Here is a 19,489-nt window from a genome sequence, read left to right on the forward strand (position 1 = left end):
ATTTTATCGTTGACTCTCTAATCCCCCTGGCATTCCTTTCAGTACAGGATATTCCGATGAGCTACCAAAGTCCCAGGAATCTTCATCCCAGGTTAAATAAATGCTGACGTCCGTTGTAATGCCCTGAAGGGTGGCAGTTGGATAACCAGAGCCAGCTGACGAACTGGTGATTCCACTAGTGCTTATGTCCCAATAGTTGGACTTAGGTACTGAACCACTGTTTCTACCAACAAACCCTCCTATAGCACTGCTCCCCGTAGCACCTCCTGTGGAATAGCTGCTCACTACCAACCCAACATTCTCACCTATTAAACCTCCAATGTTATAGGAGTTGGACTCTACCTGCCCTGTGGCATAGCAATTCTTCATTTCACCAGTAAAATATCCGACCAATCCTCCTACTGATCGCCCATTGGCTATGACCCTTCCAGTAGCGTAGCACGAACTAATCGTTGGAAATCCGTTGTATCTACTGCCTAATAATCCTCCGATGTACGACTCACCACGCACTGTGGCTGAGGAGTAGCTATAACTTACCACTGGCAAATCACCACCTGATCCACCTACGGCACCAATCAAACCTCCGCATATATTTCCACTAGCCCTGGCCAATCCATGGCTTTGACTGGATATGATGGAGCCATTTTGATGCCACCCAACTACCAAACCAATAGTCTGAACCCCTTCTACGGACCCGTCAACCGAACATGACTTGATGGTTCCACTGTTGGCACCAACCAGGCCAGCTACGGATCCTTTGCCTTTCACGGATACGGATTGCAACACGACATTTTCGACCGAAGCGGTCTCGGAGATAAAGGCAAACAACCCTATATAATCCGATTCCCTATTGATGTACAGATTGCTAATGGTGAAGCCATTTCCTTCAAACTTCCTGACAAATCGTGTATTGCCTGTGTGTCCAATTGGGACCCAACCTTCGCCACTGGTTAGCTGTGTTTTAAGGCTCGTATTTTTATAGCTGTCATCCGACTGGAAGTCCAGGTCATTGACCAGTTCAAAACCAATGAATGCATTGAAAGTATCGCGTGCGTGCTCCAGACTGAGTCGATAGAGGTCATTGATGTTTCGAATGTCAATTAACCGGTCTCTATCCTCATCCACCCAGTTTAAGTCATCCGGATTCTTGGTTTCGTAGGCCAGGTCAATCGCGTAAGAAGCATTACCTACATCGGCGGTAATGGTAGATCGACGGACACCGTTTGTAAATACCGCCCGATCAACTGCTACAATGACATCCACAAAATCATGTGTGGCGTGGCTGGAACTAATGATTCCAGAGGATGGGTAGACAGAAACATTAGCATCATCTGAGTCCACATCAAATGCTACGTCATACGACGTGTTATTCGCTATTCGTAAAGCTACTTCATGTTCGAACAGTCCCATATTGATCGTGGAAGTGGAAATATCCACAAATCGCAGACGCTCTAAGGCAATGTCTGTGACCACTTTGCTTTCAGGATTGTCACTCCGGAAGGAATTACTCTGAAAATCCTGAGCTCGAACTTCAAATTCGTAGTTGCCAAGCTGGGATTCCAACATGGAAATTGACAATGAATAATTACCTGATGCATCTGCGTATGCATGCTGACCATTGATAAGCACTTCAGCATTGGGTATTCCTACAGCCGTCGATAGCCGCTCTATTACCTGACCGGTAAATTCCACAGTTACCAATTGCTCACCATCTTCTTTCGGTGTAAGATCCCATTCGTCACATGCCTGGAGAAAAAGCATTAGAAGGAGCAGTGGATAGGATGATCTCATGAATCTCATCGCTGGGCATCCACTCCGTTGGGCATTCCTTTGAGGGCAGGGTACTGACTGGAGTTCCCAAAATCCCAGGCATCACTACTCCAGGTAGCGTAAATGCTGGTACTGGAAGTAACGCCCTGTAGATTGGCAGTGGTCTGCCCCGTGGCATCACCGGCTGAGGTTTCAACTCCACTGGTATTAATGTCCCAATAGTTGGTGGAGGAAATGCTACCGCTTCCAGTATTTCTACCGACAAGGCCACCGATATTAGATGAACCCTCCACCGTTCCGGTTGAAAAGCAGGTACTTATAATTCCGTCGCTTGAATTGGTACCTATCAATCCGCCAACATAGTAGCTTGAAGAAGATACTGCTCCCTTAGCATAGCATGACAAAACTTCTCCATTACCAAAACTTCCAATTAAACCCCCGATACTTTGACCGCTACCTTCCACGTCACCAGTGGCATAACAAGATTGAATAACACCTGATCCATAATATCTGTATCCTATTAAACCTCCTACTGCTGTAGTGCCATTAACTAGTGCAGTGGAGTATGAATACTCAACTCTCCAGGTATGTGAAGAGGAATTACCCAAGCGTCCAATTAATCCACCGACAGAACCTTCAACAGAGGTGACGCTACCAGAAGTATAGCACTGACTTACTTTACCTTGACCATGTAATCCGATCAATAATCCCACTCTTGTTCCAGAACTCGAAATATCTCCTGATACTGAACAACCCACCACATCAGCTTGATTGTAGCCAATTAGTCCAGCAACATTATCATTTCCAGTCAAGTATTTTATAGATAAATGAACGTTGCGGATCTCTGCTCTAAAAGTCGTGGTAGCGAACAGAGCTGAATTAGAAGTTGTGCGATTAATTAGCAGATTGGAGATAGTGAATCCATTACCTTCAAACTCTGCGTTGAAATCCCCATTGTTGAAGCCTATGGGGAGCCACCCGCTACCACTGGTGAGTGTCGGCTTCAATGAAGTGTCCTCATAGTCATCTACATTCTCAAAGTCCAGATCATTGGCCAGTTCGTATCCGATAAACCCACCAGTAGGAGCTCCTGCCAGACCAGTTCCATCAGCATCCAGGTCATTTCGCATGTCATTCAAATCATCAATGGTATGTATTTCAATCAGACCATCATTGTCATCATCTGCATCTACAGAGTTAATAACTCCATCGTTATCATCGTCTTCATTACCACCTCCGCCTGAGCCTGATTCATTTACGCTCATATTAATCACTACCTCATCGTCACCACCATTTCCACCAAACTGTAATCTAGCCTGGTAATCGCCATTGGTCAGTCCAGACCGATTGATGAACACTTCGATTTCATCTGATTGTGCGGGCTCAATACTTCCTTCCGTAGGGTTGAGTGATAACCAGTTTTGGCCTGAAGTAATCTCAATATTAACATCCCAGCTTAAAGTGGCAGATCCAGAATTCTGAAGGACTAATCCTAGTGACGTGGACTCCTCTCCGAAGTTCAATGTACCCTGCTCTATCACCAAATTAGCTCCCGATGCGTCCACCTTTTCTGCCAAAACGGTGAGCACGGCAGTACCGGCTTTTTGTGAAGTAAATGAAACAGAGGTCTGATTGTCCCCAATGGACAGAAGCGAGCGATTGACCGTAAAGGTGAAAGATGTCTGACTATTGGCATTTAATGTGCCGCTGGTTTTATTGACACTTAACCAATCCGCCGACAGGTCCAAGGAGTAGTTGATACTTTCTCCATTGGGATTGGAAAGGGTAACTTCTTTGGAACTCTCCCCAGTCCCAAAATCGATTTCATCAGGATTGATAGTCATGGAAGCTAAAGGACTTTTAGTCATTAACACCTGTACAGTGATGGAGCCACTTTCTGGGATGTTAAAGATCAAAGATCCGCTGTAATCACCCACGTCTACCGAGGCACGATCTACAGTCACCACCAGATTGTCCTGGTTGAGGCCATTTACGGTGCCTTCTGTTTTGCTGAGTTTGATCCAGTCGGCAGTTTTGGTTACTTCATAGGTAATGGCAGAATTTACAGTGTTTTTGATGAGCAAGGCTTTTTCATCTTCATCAGAACCAAAGTCCAACTGCGTGGGGGAGATTTCTAAAGGAGACTCAGGGTTGTTGAGAGCTGTTACCACCAGGTCGGCGGATGCTCGTCCTGCAATGTTGATGGTAAGTGTTCCTTCATTCAGTCCGAGCTGCATCTCACTTCGATCCACCGTCACCAGGATATTAGCACTGTTCTGAGATTGCAATGTCCCAGTTGATCTACTGATCTCGATCCACTGGTTGGGAGCAGTGATTTCGTAGCTGATCTGTGTGGAGATCACGTTTTTAAACGAAAGCGATATCTCTGTTCTACTATCTCCAAAATCCAGACTGGACGGGCTAACAGTGATAGCTGGTTTTGGAGTGAGTGCCAGATCGCCTCTCGTTTCTTCCAGACTTCTCACCGTTAATTGCGCAGTTTCTCCTGGCTCATAGTCTGGATGTGAAACGGATACGGTATAGTCTCCGATATTCAGATCATCGAATCGGTAAGAACCATCATTACCTGTTGTAATGCTGTTGGCTTCACCTCCTGACAAAGTGACCACTGCGTTGGGCACTGGTGTACCTGACCCTTCGGACAAAGCATTGGTAATGGTACCAATGAGTGTGCCGGTTAATATTGGATCTTCTTCATCTCCACAGCTTGTAAAGGTTAGAACCGTGATGGCTACTACCAGCAGCAAAATGAGTTTGATGTATTTGATTGGTGACATGTGATTTAGGTTATTTTATAGTCGGTTATCTTTTAAGTTCTATGAGTTGTTGGCGCATAACCTGCCAGTCAGGTTTGATCTTCAGCGCATTCTCTAGATCTGAGATGGCAGCCTGCTCATCCCCTTTGCTCAGATAAGCAAACGCTCGGGCAGCATAGTCTCCGGCTCTTTGATCAGGACGGTTGTCAATGGCTACTGTGTAGTACTTGATGGCATTGTCGTACTCTTCTAATCCGAAGTACGCTCTGGCTTTTTCCGTATAAGCATTCCATTGTTCCTTGTCCAGAGCGATGGCACTATTGGCTTCTGCGATTGCTTTTTTATGCAATCCAAGCTCATTGAGATATTTGGCCCGATTGCGATAAGCGGCCGTATAATCGGGTCGGTACTCGGTGGCTTTTCCATAGTATGCCACTCGGTTGATGTGATCTTCTTCACTGTCCCCTTCAATGGCACGTGCTTTTTCAAACCACATTTTGGCATAAGTGGTATAGTCCAGGTTGCGACTGAGATTAGCGTACTTCGCACTTAGAGCAGCTGAGTGGGTCCAGCCAGTAGCTATGGATGCAAGTCGGTCACTCCGTGCCGGGTGTGTTTTCGAAGCTTTATCGCTACCGGCATTTTGCATGGCTGCCTGGGCTTCCTCCATTGATGCACCGAGTCGATTAAGCGCAAACCCGGAGAATTCATCCGCCTCAAGTTCTTTATCTGGTCTGCTCCCCTGCCCATCCAGAGTGTGACCATTGAGATGATGCCCAATCTCATGAGCAAGGATGCTTATAGCCGCCCAATCGGTCTGAGCTTTCATCCCTATTCTATCAAGAAATCCATCATCATAGATAATGTACCTGATTTGGCCAATGTCTCCATCCAGATTGACTGCAAAGGCATTGTTGATGTTTGCACAGCGCACCAACAGGAAGTTCATCCGTAGACCAAGCTGCTCCATGATATTGGCTACAGGTACTTCCGCTTCCTCATAGCTATCATAACCAAGTTGTGGGCAGAGCTCCTCTCTGGAGAATTTGGCATTGTCACCGTAATACCCACATGCCTCTGTTAATCCTGGCTGGGAAAACAAGGCTGAAGTGGAAATGAAGAGTGCAATATGTAGCAATCCCCATTTCATCAGAAGGTGATTTTTAGACCTACAGAGTTTCTGGCAACTGCCCAATCCAAATGCATCTTTCGCCGCTCAAAGACATAAAGGTTTTTGTCAGAGGCTGTGGCATCTACAATGTTGATGATCCAAACCGCAGCTGCTCCCACACCGAGAATGGTGCCGGTCGCTTTCCAGGTTTTTTCATTTTGATCGTAGGTATTGTACTGGGCCAGGTTTCCCTGACGTAAGGCCATGGCTGCCTGATCACCTTGCTTTCCTGCTTCACTAAAGCTGAAAATGGTTCCACCAATCAATCCCACTGTGCCCAAACTAAACAGCAACCCCTTGGAAGGTTCTTTATTGTAAAACTGACCCCATCCAGGCACTAAAGATGAACGCCAGATGAAATTCCCTTTGGCCATCACCCCACCATCAGTGCGCTCACCTTGCTTGGGTGACCCTATGAGTGTGTAGAAGTACGAGCCATTGTTCCACTTTTTCACTGGGAAAATAACGAGTGTTTTTTCGGCTACTTTGACCTTACCACTTCGCTTAAACTCGCTTGACACCTGCTCATCAATAATCTCTCTTTTCTGCTCTACTGAAAACCCAGCAGTAACCGCACCACGTTGTATCGCCAGCGCCTCCAGTGCATCCAAAAAAGCTTCATCACGAGAGGTGCCCTCTCCTACGAAGTAATCAAATAACTGTGATTCAGATTGTGGTTCATCATTGATCCATTTAGGCTGAGCTTGTAGTGCTAATACCAAAAGTATCAGTGGAAGCGTAATTAAAACTTTCATCAAGGTAGGTGTGGTTAGTACGTAATGTGTAAATAGTATTATTTAGAATTCTCCGATATCTCCATCATCGGCTTCTTCCGCAGCGGTCTCGATGGCTGCCATCACCGCACTGGTTTTATCGGCCAGTTCTAGCTGCTCCATGGCTTTGGCGAGGTTTTCCTGCACTGTTTTGGCATTGATGGAATACAGAAAGTAGACTTGCCAGTAAATCTTATTGGTTTCCTTTTCCAGGATTTTCTCCCAATAGCTGGCCACACGTGTAAAACCTGTGAATTTGGCGGCCGTCTTCATCTTCTCTGTTCGGGTAAACAGACGCTCACGTGCTTCTTCTGAGATGGCCACATCGTTTCTCACGGAGGCATCAATCTCTTGCTTGAGGATGCTGGCAAATTCAAACGACGCATTGAGAGTAGCTACTCTCCGGGTATCATCCAAAGAAAACAGATCAGTGGAGCCATTATTGGCCATTTCTCGGGCATTGGCCACAAACAAGTACACGTCATCGTCCTTGTCCATTTTGATCCGGTTGGCTCTACCTTTTCCCAATCGCTTAAAATCCTTACCTCGCGACCAATTGACCCAGTGAGGTTTATTGCCACTATCCTCCAGTTTTTTTTCTTTTTGAGCTTGCACCTCCAGTGCACTGAGTGTGATCAGTAGGTAGGTGACGGCCATGAGGAGCTTTGCAGTATTTTTCATAACAGTAGACTTTTACATGTACTGTAAAATTCTATCATCCTGCTACAAGCTCATATTTGTGTGGAATTTTTCCGTTTAAGGGGGTGAATCAATCAGAAATATGGTGAAAAAAGACGCCTAAACCAAGTCGTTACTTATCATATTTGATGAAACTGGTCGGTCACCAGTTTTCGATATCTAGATCCCAGGATAATTTCCTTATTGCCTATCAAAACCGCTTTTTTCACGGGGGAGCCGGGTGCTTCCTGATGATCGATCACACGCTGCACCTGTTTGGTATTGATGATGAAATACCGGGATGCTCGTGTCAGATGAGGATAAAAGGACAGCCGTTCTTCAATCTTGGAAAGGTTGAGTGCCACTGTAGGTAGCATCTTATCTTTCAGCTCCAGGCGGTCGGCAGTCATGATGACCGCCGTATCTCCTCCATTGGACTTGATCCATAATATATCATCGAGGAGAATGGCAAACCTGCCACGTCCGTTTTTGACAAAAATTCGGTCATTGAGGATTTCTCTACTGCCCGACTGTATCTCCGGAGTGTGTTCTGAGTTTAGTGCCTTCATCACCGCCATTTTCAATTCGTTGTTGGTAAAGGGTTTATTCAGGAAGGCTTCAGGAGCAGTTTTCAGCGTCATATCAAACGCCTCATCATCCTGGCGGCTGGAGAGATAAATGATCCTCACGGCTCCTTTGGAGAGGAGTTTGGTGGCTAGGTCTACACCTGTCATTTTACCAGAAAGGTTGATGTCCAATAAGGCTACATCAGGCAAGTCGTTCTTGACTTCCTGCCAGGCCTGCTCTGCTGACGCATACGGACCAGAGACATTCTGATATCCGAAGTATTTGAGCCGATCAATGATGTCATGACCCAGTAAGAGCTGATCCTCTACGACTATTATTCTTGCATCAACCATAGTTCTCTTCATCAAAAGGTAATGTGATAGCTAAGTCCCGACTCACTGTCGATAATCACCTCAGCATTCAGCTGTTCGCACAGTATACGGATGAGTCTGATTCCAAAACTACTGCTCTCCGTCCATTGCACCGATTCAGGTAATCCGGGACCTTCATCTCGCATGACCAATGAGTGTTTGTTATTTGTGCCACTGAAATTAACAAAAAAAACACCATTATTTGCCATCCCATACTTCGCAGCGTTTAGGCTGATCTCATTCACTATCAATCCTAAGGTGAAGGCTTTTTGATTGGTAAACTGATCATCTTCCAGATTCAGCTCAAGGCGATCGCTACTGATACCCATGGTATCGAAGGTATTGATAACAATATCTCTGATAAAATCTGCGACTGCCACATACTGACCCTCCTCACTTTTGAACAGTTTGTTGTAGAGGATAGAGATGCTTTCCATTCGAAGTTTTTCTTCCACCAATACGTCATAAGCCTTACTTCCCTTGTATTGAGATAGCTGCCCATTGAGGATGCTGATAATCCCCGCCAACGAGTTGACCGTGAAATGAAAATTTTGGCGATTGAGTGTGTCAATTTGCTGATTGCTCTCTTGCAGGTCCGTATTTAAGGACTGCATTCTTTGGCGCTGCCTGTAAATAATCCATGACAACAAAGCAAAAAACAAAAGGGCGATTACCGCCACGCCTGCTATCCAAAAACTCCTTCTGGCATTAGCCTTGGAGCGTTCTGCCTGGATGTTTGCACGGATGCGCTGTTCTTCTTTCTTGTCTAACTCATAATTACTGATGATTCGCTCCGTCTGGAGTTTGCCAGCCAAAAAGATGGAATCTCTCAGTTCGGACCATTGCTTCAAAAACCCATAAGCCCTATCGTATTCACTTGTTTTTAGGTGTATTTCAGCAAGTATTTCGTAACTCCAAACCATTAGTTCACCTATTTGCTGCCGCTCCGCATAGGAGACTGACTCGAGAATCAAAGACTTGGCCAAATCCAATTGATCTGTGGCAATGGCCAGTTTGGCCCGATGATAGGAGTTATTAGCTCTCAGATAGCCATCGTCCAAAACATTGATAACCTGCGAGGATTGATCAAAATAGTATAATGCACTATCAAAATTCTTCTTCCGTATAAATAATTCCCCCAGCATGTTTAGGGTATATGGTAGTGAAGAGGAGTCCACACGGATCTTCACACCCAATGAGCGGGTTAAGTAACGATGAGCTGAATCCAATTGATTCAATCTTAGATAGGCCATCCCCAGGTTATTGGTCACTGATGCCTGTCGCAGTTCAGACTGTCTTTGGATGTACACTGGTAAAGCCCTGTGGTAATAGTTGATGGCCTCATCGTATTCTCCCTGATCCAAAAAGATATTGCCAATCGCCAGGTGTAGCGGTGCGATCTTCTGCTGATAATTGGGTGTAAGTAGGTCTACCGCCTTAAGATAGAGCGCTATTGCTTCGGTATGCCATCCCTGTGACTCGTAGACATTACCCATATTTCTCCACCTACCAGCCAGAGAGGTGGTATCATTTCGGTTCAGATCGATCTGTTCGGCTATCTGATAATACTTGATGGCACTATCATACATCCCTAGTTTTTTGTAGCAAAGTCCTATGTCGTTGTGGAGATTGGAGAGCAGGTTTAAGCTGTCGGTTTGCTCGGCATAGGTTAGTCCCTGCTGGTATTGTTGGATGGCTAGCCCGTATTTGTATTGGTAATAGGAAGTATCTCCTTGCTGGTACCAATTGACCGCAGAGTCTATTGCCACCTGATTTCTCGGTACTTTTTTTGGGGTGTCCTCACAGGATAAGAACATCAGAATCAAGAAAAGAGCAACCAGGCAGGATTTCATGTTTTCAATGATAATAAGGAGTTGTCAAAAATGACAACTCCTTATTCATAAAACCTCAATCGTCACAATCCGCTTTGCAATCCGGATCTTCCGTACCGTTAGTTGCTTGGTCCACTACCTGCGGAGTTGGCTCATCCGCTTCGAATTCACAAGAAACAAGTGAAACTGCAAATAATAGAAGTACTAATTTTAACGCTTTCATAATTCATTTTTATTTAATGGTTTGAAAAAGCGTCTTGCAAGACTTGATTAATGGTGGGTGCAGTCGCGATATTCCCAGTCACCGGCTGAAAACCTGCGAGCGTCTGATCAACCGTCTGTTCACATCAGATCGCCTGGTCAATTTTCACGGGATGGATGCAGGCCGGCGATGGAGAATTCTTGTGATTCCGATCAAATTCTGATTGAGTTCCGATCAAATTCTGATTTTAACCCAGAATAGCTTATGTTTCAGGGTGTCAACCTAATCACATATGATCTTATCTATTTACCTGTTGTGGCTGTATAATTGGATCCAGCCTGTAGAGTACACTACTGTATCACTGTGGAATGATCAGTACATCAAATTGAAAGATGGCGTAGAACTTACGCTGGATGAAACAAACGGAGAAGATATAAACAGTCCTGTATTTGGTGGTATGAACTATCGCCTCATGGCCAGCAAAGGTCCGCGAGTAAAGCTGCCTACCATTGCTTCCAATTACCTGGAAATTGGAATTGAACTAACCAACGATACCGAAAACCAATTAACCATTGACCGAATAAAGCTACTTCCCCAAAGTCTGATGCCTATTGAGAATGCCGTGGCCTCAAGTGGCCGTTGGGTCGGAATCATGCATACCAACGATTATTTTGGTAAATTGGATCTGGAAGTGAAATCCCTTGATGCACCTACCGTATTGATCCCGACCGATCTTACCGTATTCGGAAGTTCGGATGAGCGAGATAGCCGATTGCAATTGACTGTGAGCATCGATGACCAACTTAAACAGAAAGAAACAAAGCTCTTTTCATTTCAAATCCAAATAGACCTGATCGATTTGCAAACAGCTAAAACAATAAGCACCCAATCTGATAAAACATACCACCTGGCCATCCAATGAGCAAGCTTTCCTTTACCGAAGAAATAGACCAATACGAACTCCAACTGGATCGCTTCATAGGCACTCATACTGAAGAAAGCATCACCAGGGCATTAAGAACACTAGTCATTGCCTATCACCATCATCCCTCCCCATCAGCGCATCCTTTCATTGCAGAGATCAAGTCCGGGAAGGACAAAACGCCAAGACTTACACCGGCATCATTTAAGCGACTTGTGAACCGTGACATTCTGTATCATTTAGATCAAAAGGAGGCCCAGATTCGAGCGGCTGTTGTCTACAAATACCTCTGTGGTGCCTATACTGGCGCCAGGGACTTCAAAAACAAAGATGAAGGATTGCGGTCCATTGAAAAAGGAGAATTTCCGTCCATAACCGGTGTAGATAACAAAGGTGGAGACCTGGACAACTACAAGGTACTGGGGAATATTTTCACTAACACAGAAGCAACACCTTCCAGATTTACGCTCATGCTGTGCCTCGCCATACTCAATCTACCAGAACAACTGCTAGAGGAAATGATGATAGAGCAATCAGATGCAAGTACCATTCATCAGGAGACACCCCAGCCCAAAGCTCAGCATTCCACAAAAGCCAGCAAGAGGTGGATCATTCTTCCTGCGATCAGTGTTAGTTTTCTGGCTTTCCTATCCATTGGTATTTACCTCTATCAGGTGAACAAACCCTCAAGCACTAAAGAGATCAAATCTTCGCAGCTCTTTAGCAACACGCTTCCGCTCCGTAGTGCTCCTTTGGATTCGATGAGTCTTGAAATCCTCAAATTTCATCCGCTGACCAAAAGCATCAAAACATCCAGGGAAGAAATAGCCGTAAACGAGGCACTGGTTCGATTCAAACTAGTGAATAACACCTCAGGTCCTATTTTCCCAGATCATCTGATCATTTCACTTACCCCAGAACCATTGCTCCCTCAACAAAACGCCATCAGCGAATCACTCGTTACTCCAGCGCCTACTATTGCTGTGATCTCCCTCAGTACCACTGACCAGTTTCTTAACTGTGTATTGATCAATGACAATGATTTTCCTAATATCCCATCTAAATCGATTGCTACTGGAGAATTCCTCCTCCGAGCCGAACAGATCTCCGCCGAACAACTCTTTACTATCAAAATGGGTATGCTACTTCATGGAAATCAGGAGTATGACTTAACTTCTAATGAGTTTCGACTTTTTGTAAGTCCATAATTAACTCATCAATTGCTTCAACATCTCAGCCAGGGTTTTGATCTCCTCATCACTATTGTGCACGTGCAAACTGATGCGGAGACGCTCCGTACCTGACTTCACCGTTGGGGAGAGAATTGGGCGAACATCATAGCCAGACTCCTGCAACTGGCTGGAAATCACTCGAGCCTGCTCATTGCTCCCAATCATTACCGGTTGTATAGCGGTATGGCTCATTGCCTTTGGCCAGTGGGTCCTAAACAGCTCGATTTTCTTAAGCAACTGTCCTTGCAACTGCTGGTACTCCGCCAGGTACCGAAAACTTTCTGTAATAGCGATAACGCTGTGCGGTGGCAATGAAGTAGTATAGATAAACGGCCTGCCAAAATTGACCAGGTAATCAATCAAAGTCCTGGAACCAGCCACACAAGCTCCATGGACGCCCATGCCTTTGCCAAAAGTATAAACCCGGGCAAAGATGCTTTCAGCCACACCTTCTTCCATGAGCATTCCGGCACCCTGCTCTCCGTAGCAACCTGTACTATGTGCCTCGTCCACGATCAGATAGGCTCCATGCTTTTCACATAGCTGCACCAGCTCGTGCAGCGGTGCCACATCACCGTCCATGGAAAAAATGGTCTCGGTTAGCACAAAACACCTACCGGTCACTCGCTGCATTCTTTGCTCCAGGTCGTCCAGATCGTTGTGGCGAAAAGCAACCGTCTCTGCTCTGCTTAGCCAAGCCCCTTCCTTGAGACAGACGTGCGACAATTGATCGTATAAAATAGTGTCACCCTTATCGGCAACCGATGATACCAAGGCTTGATTGGCAGCATAGCCAGAGTTAAACAAGAGCACCGATTCGGCCCTAAAAACAGATTGCAGGAGCTCTTCTGCCTCCTCGTACCAGCGATGATTTCCAGACAGCAAGCGACTTCCAGTACCTCCATTGGGTACTGGCTCTTCCAGACATCTGTTGTGAATGCGCTGACTTAACTGTGCATTTCGCGCCAGACTCAGATAGTCATTGCTGACAAAGTCCAGAAGGCCACCATCCGTTTTCAGAGAGCGGATATTTCCCTTTTCGATCCGGTCGTTGAGTTTCTGCTGTAGGAAGTCCAAATTCATCGTTTACAAAAATGCTAAATCTCTATATTTGTCGCCGCATGCGAAGATCACTATTCTTCTTTACATTTCTCGCCCTGTCCATTCATCTGTCCGCACAGGAAAAGCCCAAAAAAGAATACCTCACATTTGACTATCAACTGGTGGTGGACAATGACGTATTCACACTGGACCTGACCATGGATCAATACTACAGCAGTGGCATCTATCCGGAGGTCAGAATGCTGCTAGATAGTAACAAGAAGGCCAAGAAAATCAGAAGCTATAAGCTCAACCATAGGATATATACTCCCTACTGGATTGGGCACTCCAGACTGGAACAAATAGACCGACCCTATGCAGGAATTATCTCAGGGAGCATCACCAATGAGTACTATTTCCATACGAACAAATACCTCAGAGCCGAACTAGAGCTAGGCTGGCTTGGACCCGGAGTGCGAATGGGCCAGCAACAGAGCACCTGGCACCGCTGGTTTGGGATGCCTCAGCCAATGGGCTGGCAGTATCAGATTGAGGACACCCCAGTGGTGAATCTCTACCTCAATTACATTCAGCCGCTGTACTCTTCCTATCGATTTGAGGTTTCCAGTCAGTCCAATCTGAGCATGGGGACGGTTTATAACAATTTCAGGCAGAGTCTGGTCATCCGCACAGGAGAGCTGCGACCAATACATCAATCGTCTTACGTGGCTTCATCGCTTGGCCGCAAGCGAAAGGAACGTCAGCAAAAAACCGAAGAGTTTTATTTTTTCTATTCACCCGGTGTAGAATACGTGCTGTACAATGCCACACTGCAAGGTGGATTGATTGGACCGGAATCTCCAGATACTGTGGATGCGATTCCCTGGGTAATTCAGCATCGTTTTGGGGTCATGTTTAGCTGGCCCAGATTTGACCTCAGCTTTACCCGATTCTGGAGGAGCAAGGAAAACGACTCAGCGATGAAGCACACTTATGTGGCCATTCGCTTGAACCAACGCTTCTAAAAACACTCAACTTTTTACCTCCAAAACCAGCTTACCCATAGCGCGCCTACTCATGATGTCATCCAGTGCTTTGGCAGCATCTACCAGGGGATACGTTTTAGAGATGCGCACCTTCAGCTTGCCCTCAGACATCCATTTTAAGATCATGCGCATGTTGGCTCGGTTCTCTTTGGGATTGGTGCGCCAGAAACTTCCCCAAAACACCCCAACGATGGAAGCGCTTTTGAGCAATGGCAAGTTCCACGGAAGTGCGGGCACTTCGCCCGACGCAAATCCTACTACCAGGTGCCTGCCATTGGGACGTAGCGAACGAAAAGCCTGCTCGGACACCTCCCCTCCTACCGGATCGAAAACAACATCCACGTGGTGCTCCTTCAGTTGGGATTTGAGGTTGTCATAAGGTACGGCTAGATCTGCGCCATTGTCGAGAGCCTCTTTCCGTTTGGCTTCCGACGAACAAACCGCTATGACTTTCGCACCCAGTACCTTACCCAGCTGAACGGCAGCAGTACCTGTACCTCCAGAAGCTCCCAAAACCACCAGTGTCTCCCCCGGATGTAACTGCCCGCGATCCTTGAGAGCATGGATGGCCGTACCGTAGGTTTCCAGTACCACAGCTGCGGATAAGCAGGTAATTTTGGGTGGCAGCTGATAGACATTGTGCCAATGCGCTTTGACGACTTCACCAAATCCACCCCAGGTCATGGATGCCAGCACTGCATCCCCAACCCGTACCTCCTGAGCCTGATCGCCAATCGCCAGCACCGTTCCCGATACTTCCTGTCCAGGACTAAAAGGTAGCTCAGGCTGAAACTGGTATTTCCCCTGGATGATCAGGGTGTCCGGATAATTGACGCCAGCATAGTCCACAGCTATGAGGACCTCATCTGGCTGGAGTACTGGCTCAGGTACTTCCTGAAGGGTAAGTGCTTCCAAACCGTTAAACGAGTTGCAAATAATTGCTTTGGGCATGGGTAATTGGGATTTATGCAAACAATGTTGCGCTACAGCGCCTTAATATAGTGTAGTTAACCAAAAAATGACCATTATGAAAACGATAGAATCGAGAAGTTTGACATTTGGTGTACTGACTACAGCGGCTCTGATTGCTTATTTCATGATTATGAAAGCAGTGGGTTTGGTACACAACTTTGAGCTGAGAGCATTTAACGCCATCATCATGCTGGCGGGCGTCTATTTATCCATTCACACGTACAAGAAAGCGAAGGAAGGACGCTTCCAATTTTTGAAAGGTGCCGGAGTAGGTTTATTGACCAGCCTTGTAGTGGCGGTCACTTTCACCATCTTTATTTCCACATATATCTTTCTAAATCCGCAGTTTCTGGCAGAAATCAAACAGGCTGAGCCCCAAGGTAGGATATCCAATACATTCTCCGGAGGGCGGCCAATGGCTGCCTTTCCGTTTTTAGTGACGATTGGCCGTTCCATTAGCTTTGGGTACTCAATCATCGCATCAATCCATTGATCATCCGTTAGGTCCTTACCTTTAAACTGTTCTTTGTAAATAGCCTCCCCTTTTCGCAGGAGTTGCTCAGGTTTCATGTCCAGCATCTCCAGTATTTCCTTCAACTCCGCTTTGCTCGGCGGGGTATTGAGGTACTCAATGATGGTCACCATTTCCTTTTTATCTTCTAACAGCTGCAGGGTTTCTCTACTTTTTCTGCATCGTGGATTGTGAAATATGCGGGTCATATTTTCGGTTTTTCTGTACATACAATACTAAGAAGATTCCGCAGAGGATAAAAGCATTTGCCAACCACACAAATCAACAAATCTCCACAAGTAAAGAATGTACAAATGCCACATAGCATTTTTCACTAAATTGATAGTCGGTTACATGACCGACTAGTTTATTGTTGAAAGTATCGAATAACACGACTATGCGCACGACTCTCCTGGCCTTGATGGTCATACTGATGGTACAAGCGGACCTTACCGCCCAAAAACGTAAAAAAAACTCCACTCCGGCGGCTACTCCGGCTGCAGATCGCTGGGCTGGCTATCAGCAACGCCAGCAAATCACGGAAAACTCCTGGGTGAAAAACATCCCCTTTCGCAATGTGGGACCAACCATCATGAGTGGCCGGGTGGTTGACCTGGAGGTAGACCCTACTGATCCTACTCACTTCTACGTGGCGTATGCTTCAGGTGGACTCTGGGAAACGACCAATGAGGGCACTTCATTTACTCCCCTCTTTGACAATGAAATCGTGATGACGATTGGGGATATTGCCGTGGACTGGGAAAATGGTACCATCTACCTGGGCAGTGGTGAAAACAACTCCAGCCGCTCCAGTTACTCCGGTTACGGCCTGTTTAAATCAGCGGATAATGGTAAAACCTGGGAGCACCTCGGTCTGGAAGAAACACATCACATCGGGCGCGTAATACTCCACCCTTCTGACCCGAATACCCTATGGGTGGCGTCACTCGGACACCTCTACTCCACCAACCCTGAGCGTGGTGTCTATAAAACGACCGATGGTGGAAAATCCTGGAAAAAGACCCTCTATGTAGATGATCAATCTGGAATTGTGGAGCTGGTCATCAACCCGTCCAACCCCGATGAACTATTGGCGGCAGCCTGGGAGAAAGACCGCAAGGCCTGGAACTTTGTGGAAGCTGGCAAAGGATCGGGTATTTACCAATCTACCGATGGTGGTGAAACCTGGACGAACGTCTCAGAAGGAGACTCCGGTTTTCCAGATACCGATGGGATGGGACGGGTAGGTCTTGCCTATGCTCCATCAGATCCAAACATCGTCTATGCCGTACTGGACAATCAGGACCGTAGAGAAAAGGAAGATGAAGAAACCTATCCAGTCACCAGAGAGCTTCTTCGCAACACCACCATGGATGCATTCCTGGCGCTAACAGATGATGACTTGAATGACTTTCTGGATCGCGAACGCTTCCCGAGAGAATACAATGCTGTAGACATCAAAGCAGATGCCCAAGCTGGAAAATTAAAACCTCAGGACCTGGTCACCTACCTGGAGGATGCCAACAGCATGCTATTTGACACGCCAGTGAAAGGTGCGGAAGTCTACCAATCCACTGATGGTGGGCTGTCCTGGTCCAAAACGCACGAAGACTACATTGAGGCACTGGTGTATTCGTATGGCTACTATTTTGGACAGATCCGGGTGGACGGTCAAAATCCAGACATCCTTTACACCATGGGGGTGCCATTGGTCAAATCCATGGATGGTGGTAAAACCTGGGAGACTACTTCCTCACAGAATGTACACGCTGATCACCATGCTCTTTGGGTTAACCCCAATCGATCGGGTCACCTGATCAATGGAAATGATGGCGGAGTGAACATCTCCTACGACTATGGCGAAACCTGGTACAAGTGCAATTCCACGCAAGTGGGCCAGTTCTACTCGATAGCCTATGACATGGCCGAACCCTACAATGTGTATGGAGGCCTACAAGACAATGGCGTGTGGAAAGGGCCAAGTACCTACGAGTATTCGTACTCATGGTATGAGGAAGGCAAGTATCCGTACGAACGACTGATGGGTGGGGATGGTATGCAAGTGGCAATTGATACCCGTACCAATGAGCTGGTATACACTGGCTACCAGTTTGGGAATTACTTCCGCATCAACATGAAAACAGGTGATCGCCAATACATCACACCGAGTCACCAGCTCGACGAAGAACCTCTCCGATGGAACTGGGAATCTCCAATCATGCTTTCCAGCCACAACCAGGACATTGTGTACTTCGGTAGTAACAAGTTTCACCGCAGTATGAACCAGGGTGATGATTTTGAGACGCTTTCTGGCGATCTGACCAAAGGTGGCATTAAAGGAGATGTGAGCTATGGTACTTTGACCTCCATCTCCGAGTCTCCCCTGCGATTTGGACTGATCTATACGGGTAGTGACGATGGGCTGGTGCATGTATCCAAAGATGCCGGCCAGACCTGGACGAATATTTCCACAGGACTGCCGGCGGACTTTTGGGTGGGCAATGTGCAAGCCTCCAGCCATGTGGAGGGACGCGTGTTTGTGAGTTTTAACGGTTACCGATGGGACAACTTTGAGCCGATGGTCTATGTGTCCAATGACTATGGAAAAAGCTGGACGTCCATTAGTGCCAACTTACCGAAGGAGCCTGTGAATGTGATCAAAGAAGATCCGAAGGATGCTAACATTCTGTATGTCGGTACGGATCATGGTGCCTATGTGAGCTTGAATATGGGCAAATCTTACATGGCGTTTAGTAAAGACTTACCCGCTGTGGCCATTCATGACCTGGCTATACATCCAAGAGAAAATGACTTGATCCTGGGTTCACACGGCCGATCGATATTCATTGCAGATGTGACCGCTTTACAGCAGCTACCCGCTACTGAAGCAGCAGTGAAGGTATTCCGTGCCGAAGGAGCTACCTTCTCCGATCGGTGGGGTGACAAAGGCTATTATTGGGGTGATCCGTATGAGCCCTCCACTACTCTGGAGATCTTTACACGATCATCAGGAACGGCCACTTTGACCATCACCAAAGATGACCTAACGCTTAAAGAATGGACAGCCGATGTAGATGCCGGACTAAACTACATCGACTATGACTTCACCATTGCGGCAAGCGCAGCCCCAGAACTGCAGCAAGCACTGGAACTGGAAGAAGACCTGGAAGCAAAGGAAAATGGCTCTTACTACCTGCAGTCGGGAGATTATACCCTGAGAGTGATGGTAGGTGGTGCAAGTGCGAGTGAAACACTAAGCATCAAAGAACCGCGAGAGCGACCAAAAAGAAAAGGCAGCAAATAAATACTGCTCTAGCTAAAGAATTCAATTGGCTTGCCCGATCTATGGAGGGTGGTCAATTGAATTCCTTTTGTATGGCTTTGCAACTGGATAAAGTCTCTTACTAACTAATAAGTGTTTAAGTAAGAGTGGCTATCTAATTAAACCGAAGCTGACTACCTTATTTGGAATGATTTGTGCTCAATCTACTCTGTAGCTAATTCACGCCCTCAAATGGCTCACTGTCTATGGGTTTAATCCGACTTTGAGTAAGCCCCCTATCTTTTCCCTAAATGATACCTATCAAAATTCAGTAAGATACCTATCTCCTTTGCTTTAGATAG

The 19,489-nt window shown here is 46.4% G+C and carries 14 protein-coding genes and 1 pseudogene; 5 read left to right on the forward strand and 10 right to left on the reverse strand.

Annotated features, from left to right (window positions below):
- Positions 1-3 precede the first annotated feature (3 nt).
- The 7 genes from ACO067_RS04480 to ACO067_RS04510 form a co-directional block, all read right to left on the reverse strand.
- Positions 4-1,791, reverse strand: a complete 1,788-nt coding sequence (locus tag ACO067_RS04480) for a GLUG motif-containing protein (RefSeq protein WP_421871238.1) — start codon at positions 1,789-1,791, stop codon at positions 4-6.
- A gap of 5 nt (positions 1,792-1,796) precedes the next feature.
- Positions 1,797-4,568, reverse strand: a complete 2,772-nt coding sequence (locus ACO067_RS04485) for a BACON domain-containing protein (RefSeq protein ID WP_421871239.1) — start codon at positions 4,566-4,568, stop codon at positions 1,797-1,799.
- Between the two features lie 25 nt (positions 4,569-4,593).
- On the reverse strand, positions 4,594-5,697 hold the full coding sequence (locus tag ACO067_RS04490) for a hypothetical protein (RefSeq protein ID WP_421871241.1): 1,104 nt from the start codon (positions 5,695-5,697) through the stop codon (positions 4,594-4,596).
- The gene (locus ACO067_RS04495; protein WP_421871243.1) at positions 5,697-6,473 is read right to left on the reverse strand and encodes a DUF5683 domain-containing protein; all 777 of its coding nucleotides are present in this window, start codon (positions 6,471-6,473) and stop codon (positions 5,697-5,699) included. Before ACO067_RS04495 ends, ACO067_RS04490 begins: the two co-directional genes overlap by 1 nt.
- A 42-nt stretch (positions 6,474-6,515) precedes the next feature.
- Positions 6,516-7,172 (reverse strand): hypothetical protein, encoded by a 657-nt coding sequence (locus ACO067_RS04500; protein WP_421871245.1) that lies wholly within the window; start codon positions 7,170-7,172, stop codon positions 6,516-6,518.
- Between the two features lie 137 nt (positions 7,173-7,309).
- On the reverse strand, positions 7,310-8,101 hold the full coding sequence (locus ACO067_RS04505) for a response regulator transcription factor (RefSeq protein WP_421871247.1): 792 nt from the start codon (positions 8,099-8,101) through the stop codon (positions 7,310-7,312).
- On the reverse strand, positions 8,101-9,960 hold the full coding sequence (locus tag ACO067_RS04510) for a tetratricopeptide repeat-containing sensor histidine kinase (RefSeq protein ID WP_421871250.1): 1,860 nt from the start codon (positions 9,958-9,960) through the stop codon (positions 8,101-8,103). The genes ACO067_RS04505 and ACO067_RS04510 overlap by 1 nt, the downstream gene beginning before the upstream one ends.
- A 473-nt stretch (positions 9,961-10,433) precedes the next feature.
- Here ACO067_RS04510 and ACO067_RS04515 point away from each other — a divergent pair, with 473 nt between their 5' ends.
- A complete protein-coding gene (locus ACO067_RS04515; protein WP_421871252.1) occupies positions 10,434-11,063 on the forward strand; it encodes a hypothetical protein in 630 nt (209 codons plus the stop codon).
- Positions 11,060-12,271 (forward strand): hypothetical protein, encoded by a 1,212-nt coding sequence (locus tag ACO067_RS04520; RefSeq protein ID WP_421871254.1) that lies wholly within the window; start codon positions 11,060-11,062, stop codon positions 12,269-12,271. The genes ACO067_RS04515 and ACO067_RS04520 overlap by 4 nt, the downstream gene beginning before the upstream one ends.
- Here the strand turns inward: ACO067_RS04520 and ACO067_RS04525 are convergent, their stop codons facing one another.
- Positions 12,272-13,378: an aminotransferase class I/II-fold pyridoxal phosphate-dependent enzyme gene (locus ACO067_RS04525; RefSeq protein ID WP_421871256.1), complete on the reverse strand. Its 1,107-nt coding sequence runs from the start codon at positions 13,376-13,378 to the stop codon at positions 12,272-12,274.
- A 38-nt stretch (positions 13,379-13,416) separates the two neighbouring features.
- On the opposite strand from ACO067_RS04525, the gene ACO067_RS04530 reads away from it, so the two are divergent.
- Positions 13,417-14,361 (forward strand): lipid A deacylase LpxR family protein, encoded by a 945-nt coding sequence (locus ACO067_RS04530; protein ID WP_421871258.1) that lies wholly within the window; start codon positions 13,417-13,419, stop codon positions 14,359-14,361.
- Between the two features lie 6 nt (positions 14,362-14,367).
- Here the strand turns inward: ACO067_RS04530 and ACO067_RS04535 are convergent, their stop codons facing one another.
- Positions 14,368-15,333: an NADPH:quinone oxidoreductase family protein gene (locus ACO067_RS04535; protein WP_421871260.1), complete on the reverse strand. Its 966-nt coding sequence runs from the start codon at positions 15,331-15,333 to the stop codon at positions 14,368-14,370.
- 151 nt (positions 15,334-15,484) lie between these two features.
- On the opposite strand from ACO067_RS04535, the gene ACO067_RS04540 reads away from it, so the two are divergent.
- Positions 15,485-15,847 carry a DUF4199 family protein gene (locus ACO067_RS04540; protein ID WP_421878268.1) on the forward strand — a complete coding sequence of 121 codons (363 nt, stop codon included), beginning with the start codon at positions 15,485-15,487 and terminating at the stop codon, positions 15,845-15,847.
- On the opposite strand, the pseudogene arsC reads toward ACO067_RS04540, so the two are convergent.
- Positions 15,748-16,095 (reverse strand): annotated as a pseudogene (gene arsC / locus ACO067_RS04545) (arsenate reductase (glutaredoxin)); the annotation flags it as partial. The gene ACO067_RS04540 and the pseudogene arsC sit on opposite strands and share 100 nt — an antisense overlap.
- Positions 16,096-16,262: 167 nt before the next feature.
- Here arsC and ACO067_RS04550 point away from each other — a divergent pair.
- Positions 16,263-19,169 (forward strand): VPS10 domain-containing protein, encoded by a 2,907-nt coding sequence (locus ACO067_RS04550; RefSeq protein ID WP_421871262.1) that lies wholly within the window; start codon positions 16,263-16,265, stop codon positions 19,167-19,169.
- Positions 19,170-19,489 lie beyond the last annotated feature (320 nt).

This window comes from Marinoscillum sp., assembly GCF_965229915.1.
In the GTDB taxonomy this organism is placed as follows: Bacteria; Bacteroidota; Bacteroidia; order Cytophagales; family Cyclobacteriaceae; genus Marinoscillum.

Excerpts from the sequence above, each read along its gene's own strand:
- ACO067_RS04480 (WP_421871238.1), bottom strand. The coding sequence starts at position 1,791 with ATGAGATCATCCTATCCACTGCTCCTTCTAATGCTTTTTCTCCAGGCA.
- ACO067_RS04485 (WP_421871239.1), bottom strand. The coding sequence starts at position 4,568 with ATGTCACCAATCAAATACATCAAACTCATTTTGCTGCTGGTAGTAGCC.
- ACO067_RS04490 (WP_421871241.1), bottom strand. The coding sequence starts at position 5,697 with ATGAAATGGGGATTGCTACATATTGCACTCTTCATTTCCACTTCAGCC.
- ACO067_RS04495 (WP_421871243.1), bottom strand. The coding sequence starts at position 6,473 with ATGAAAGTTTTAATTACGCTTCCACTGATACTTTTGGTATTAGCACTA.
- ACO067_RS04500 (WP_421871245.1), bottom strand. The coding sequence starts at position 7,172 with ATGAAAAATACTGCAAAGCTCCTCATGGCCGTCACCTACCTACTGATC.
- ACO067_RS04505 (WP_421871247.1), bottom strand. The coding sequence starts at position 8,101 with ATGAAGAGAACTATGGTTGATGCAAGAATAATAGTCGTAGAGGATCAG.
- ACO067_RS04510 (WP_421871250.1), bottom strand. The coding sequence starts at position 9,960 with ATGAAATCCTGCCTGGTTGCTCTTTTCTTGATTCTGATGTTCTTATCC.
- ACO067_RS04515 (WP_421871252.1), top strand. The coding sequence starts at position 10,434 with ATGATCTTATCTATTTACCTGTTGTGGCTGTATAATTGGATCCAGCCT.
- ACO067_RS04520 (WP_421871254.1), top strand. The coding sequence starts at position 11,060 with ATGAGCAAGCTTTCCTTTACCGAAGAAATAGACCAATACGAACTCCAA.
- ACO067_RS04525 (WP_421871256.1), bottom strand. The coding sequence starts at position 13,378 with ATGAATTTGGACTTCCTACAGCAGAAACTCAACGACCGGATCGAAAAG.
- ACO067_RS04530 (WP_421871258.1), top strand. The coding sequence starts at position 13,417 with ATGCGAAGATCACTATTCTTCTTTACATTTCTCGCCCTGTCCATTCAT.
- ACO067_RS04535 (WP_421871260.1), bottom strand. The coding sequence starts at position 15,333 with ATGCCCAAAGCAATTATTTGCAACTCGTTTAACGGTTTGGAAGCACTT.
- ACO067_RS04540 (WP_421878268.1), top strand. The coding sequence starts at position 15,485 with ATGAAAGCAGTGGGTTTGGTACACAACTTTGAGCTGAGAGCATTTAAC.
- ACO067_RS04550 (WP_421871262.1), top strand. The coding sequence starts at position 16,263 with ATGCGCACGACTCTCCTGGCCTTGATGGTCATACTGATGGTACAAGCG.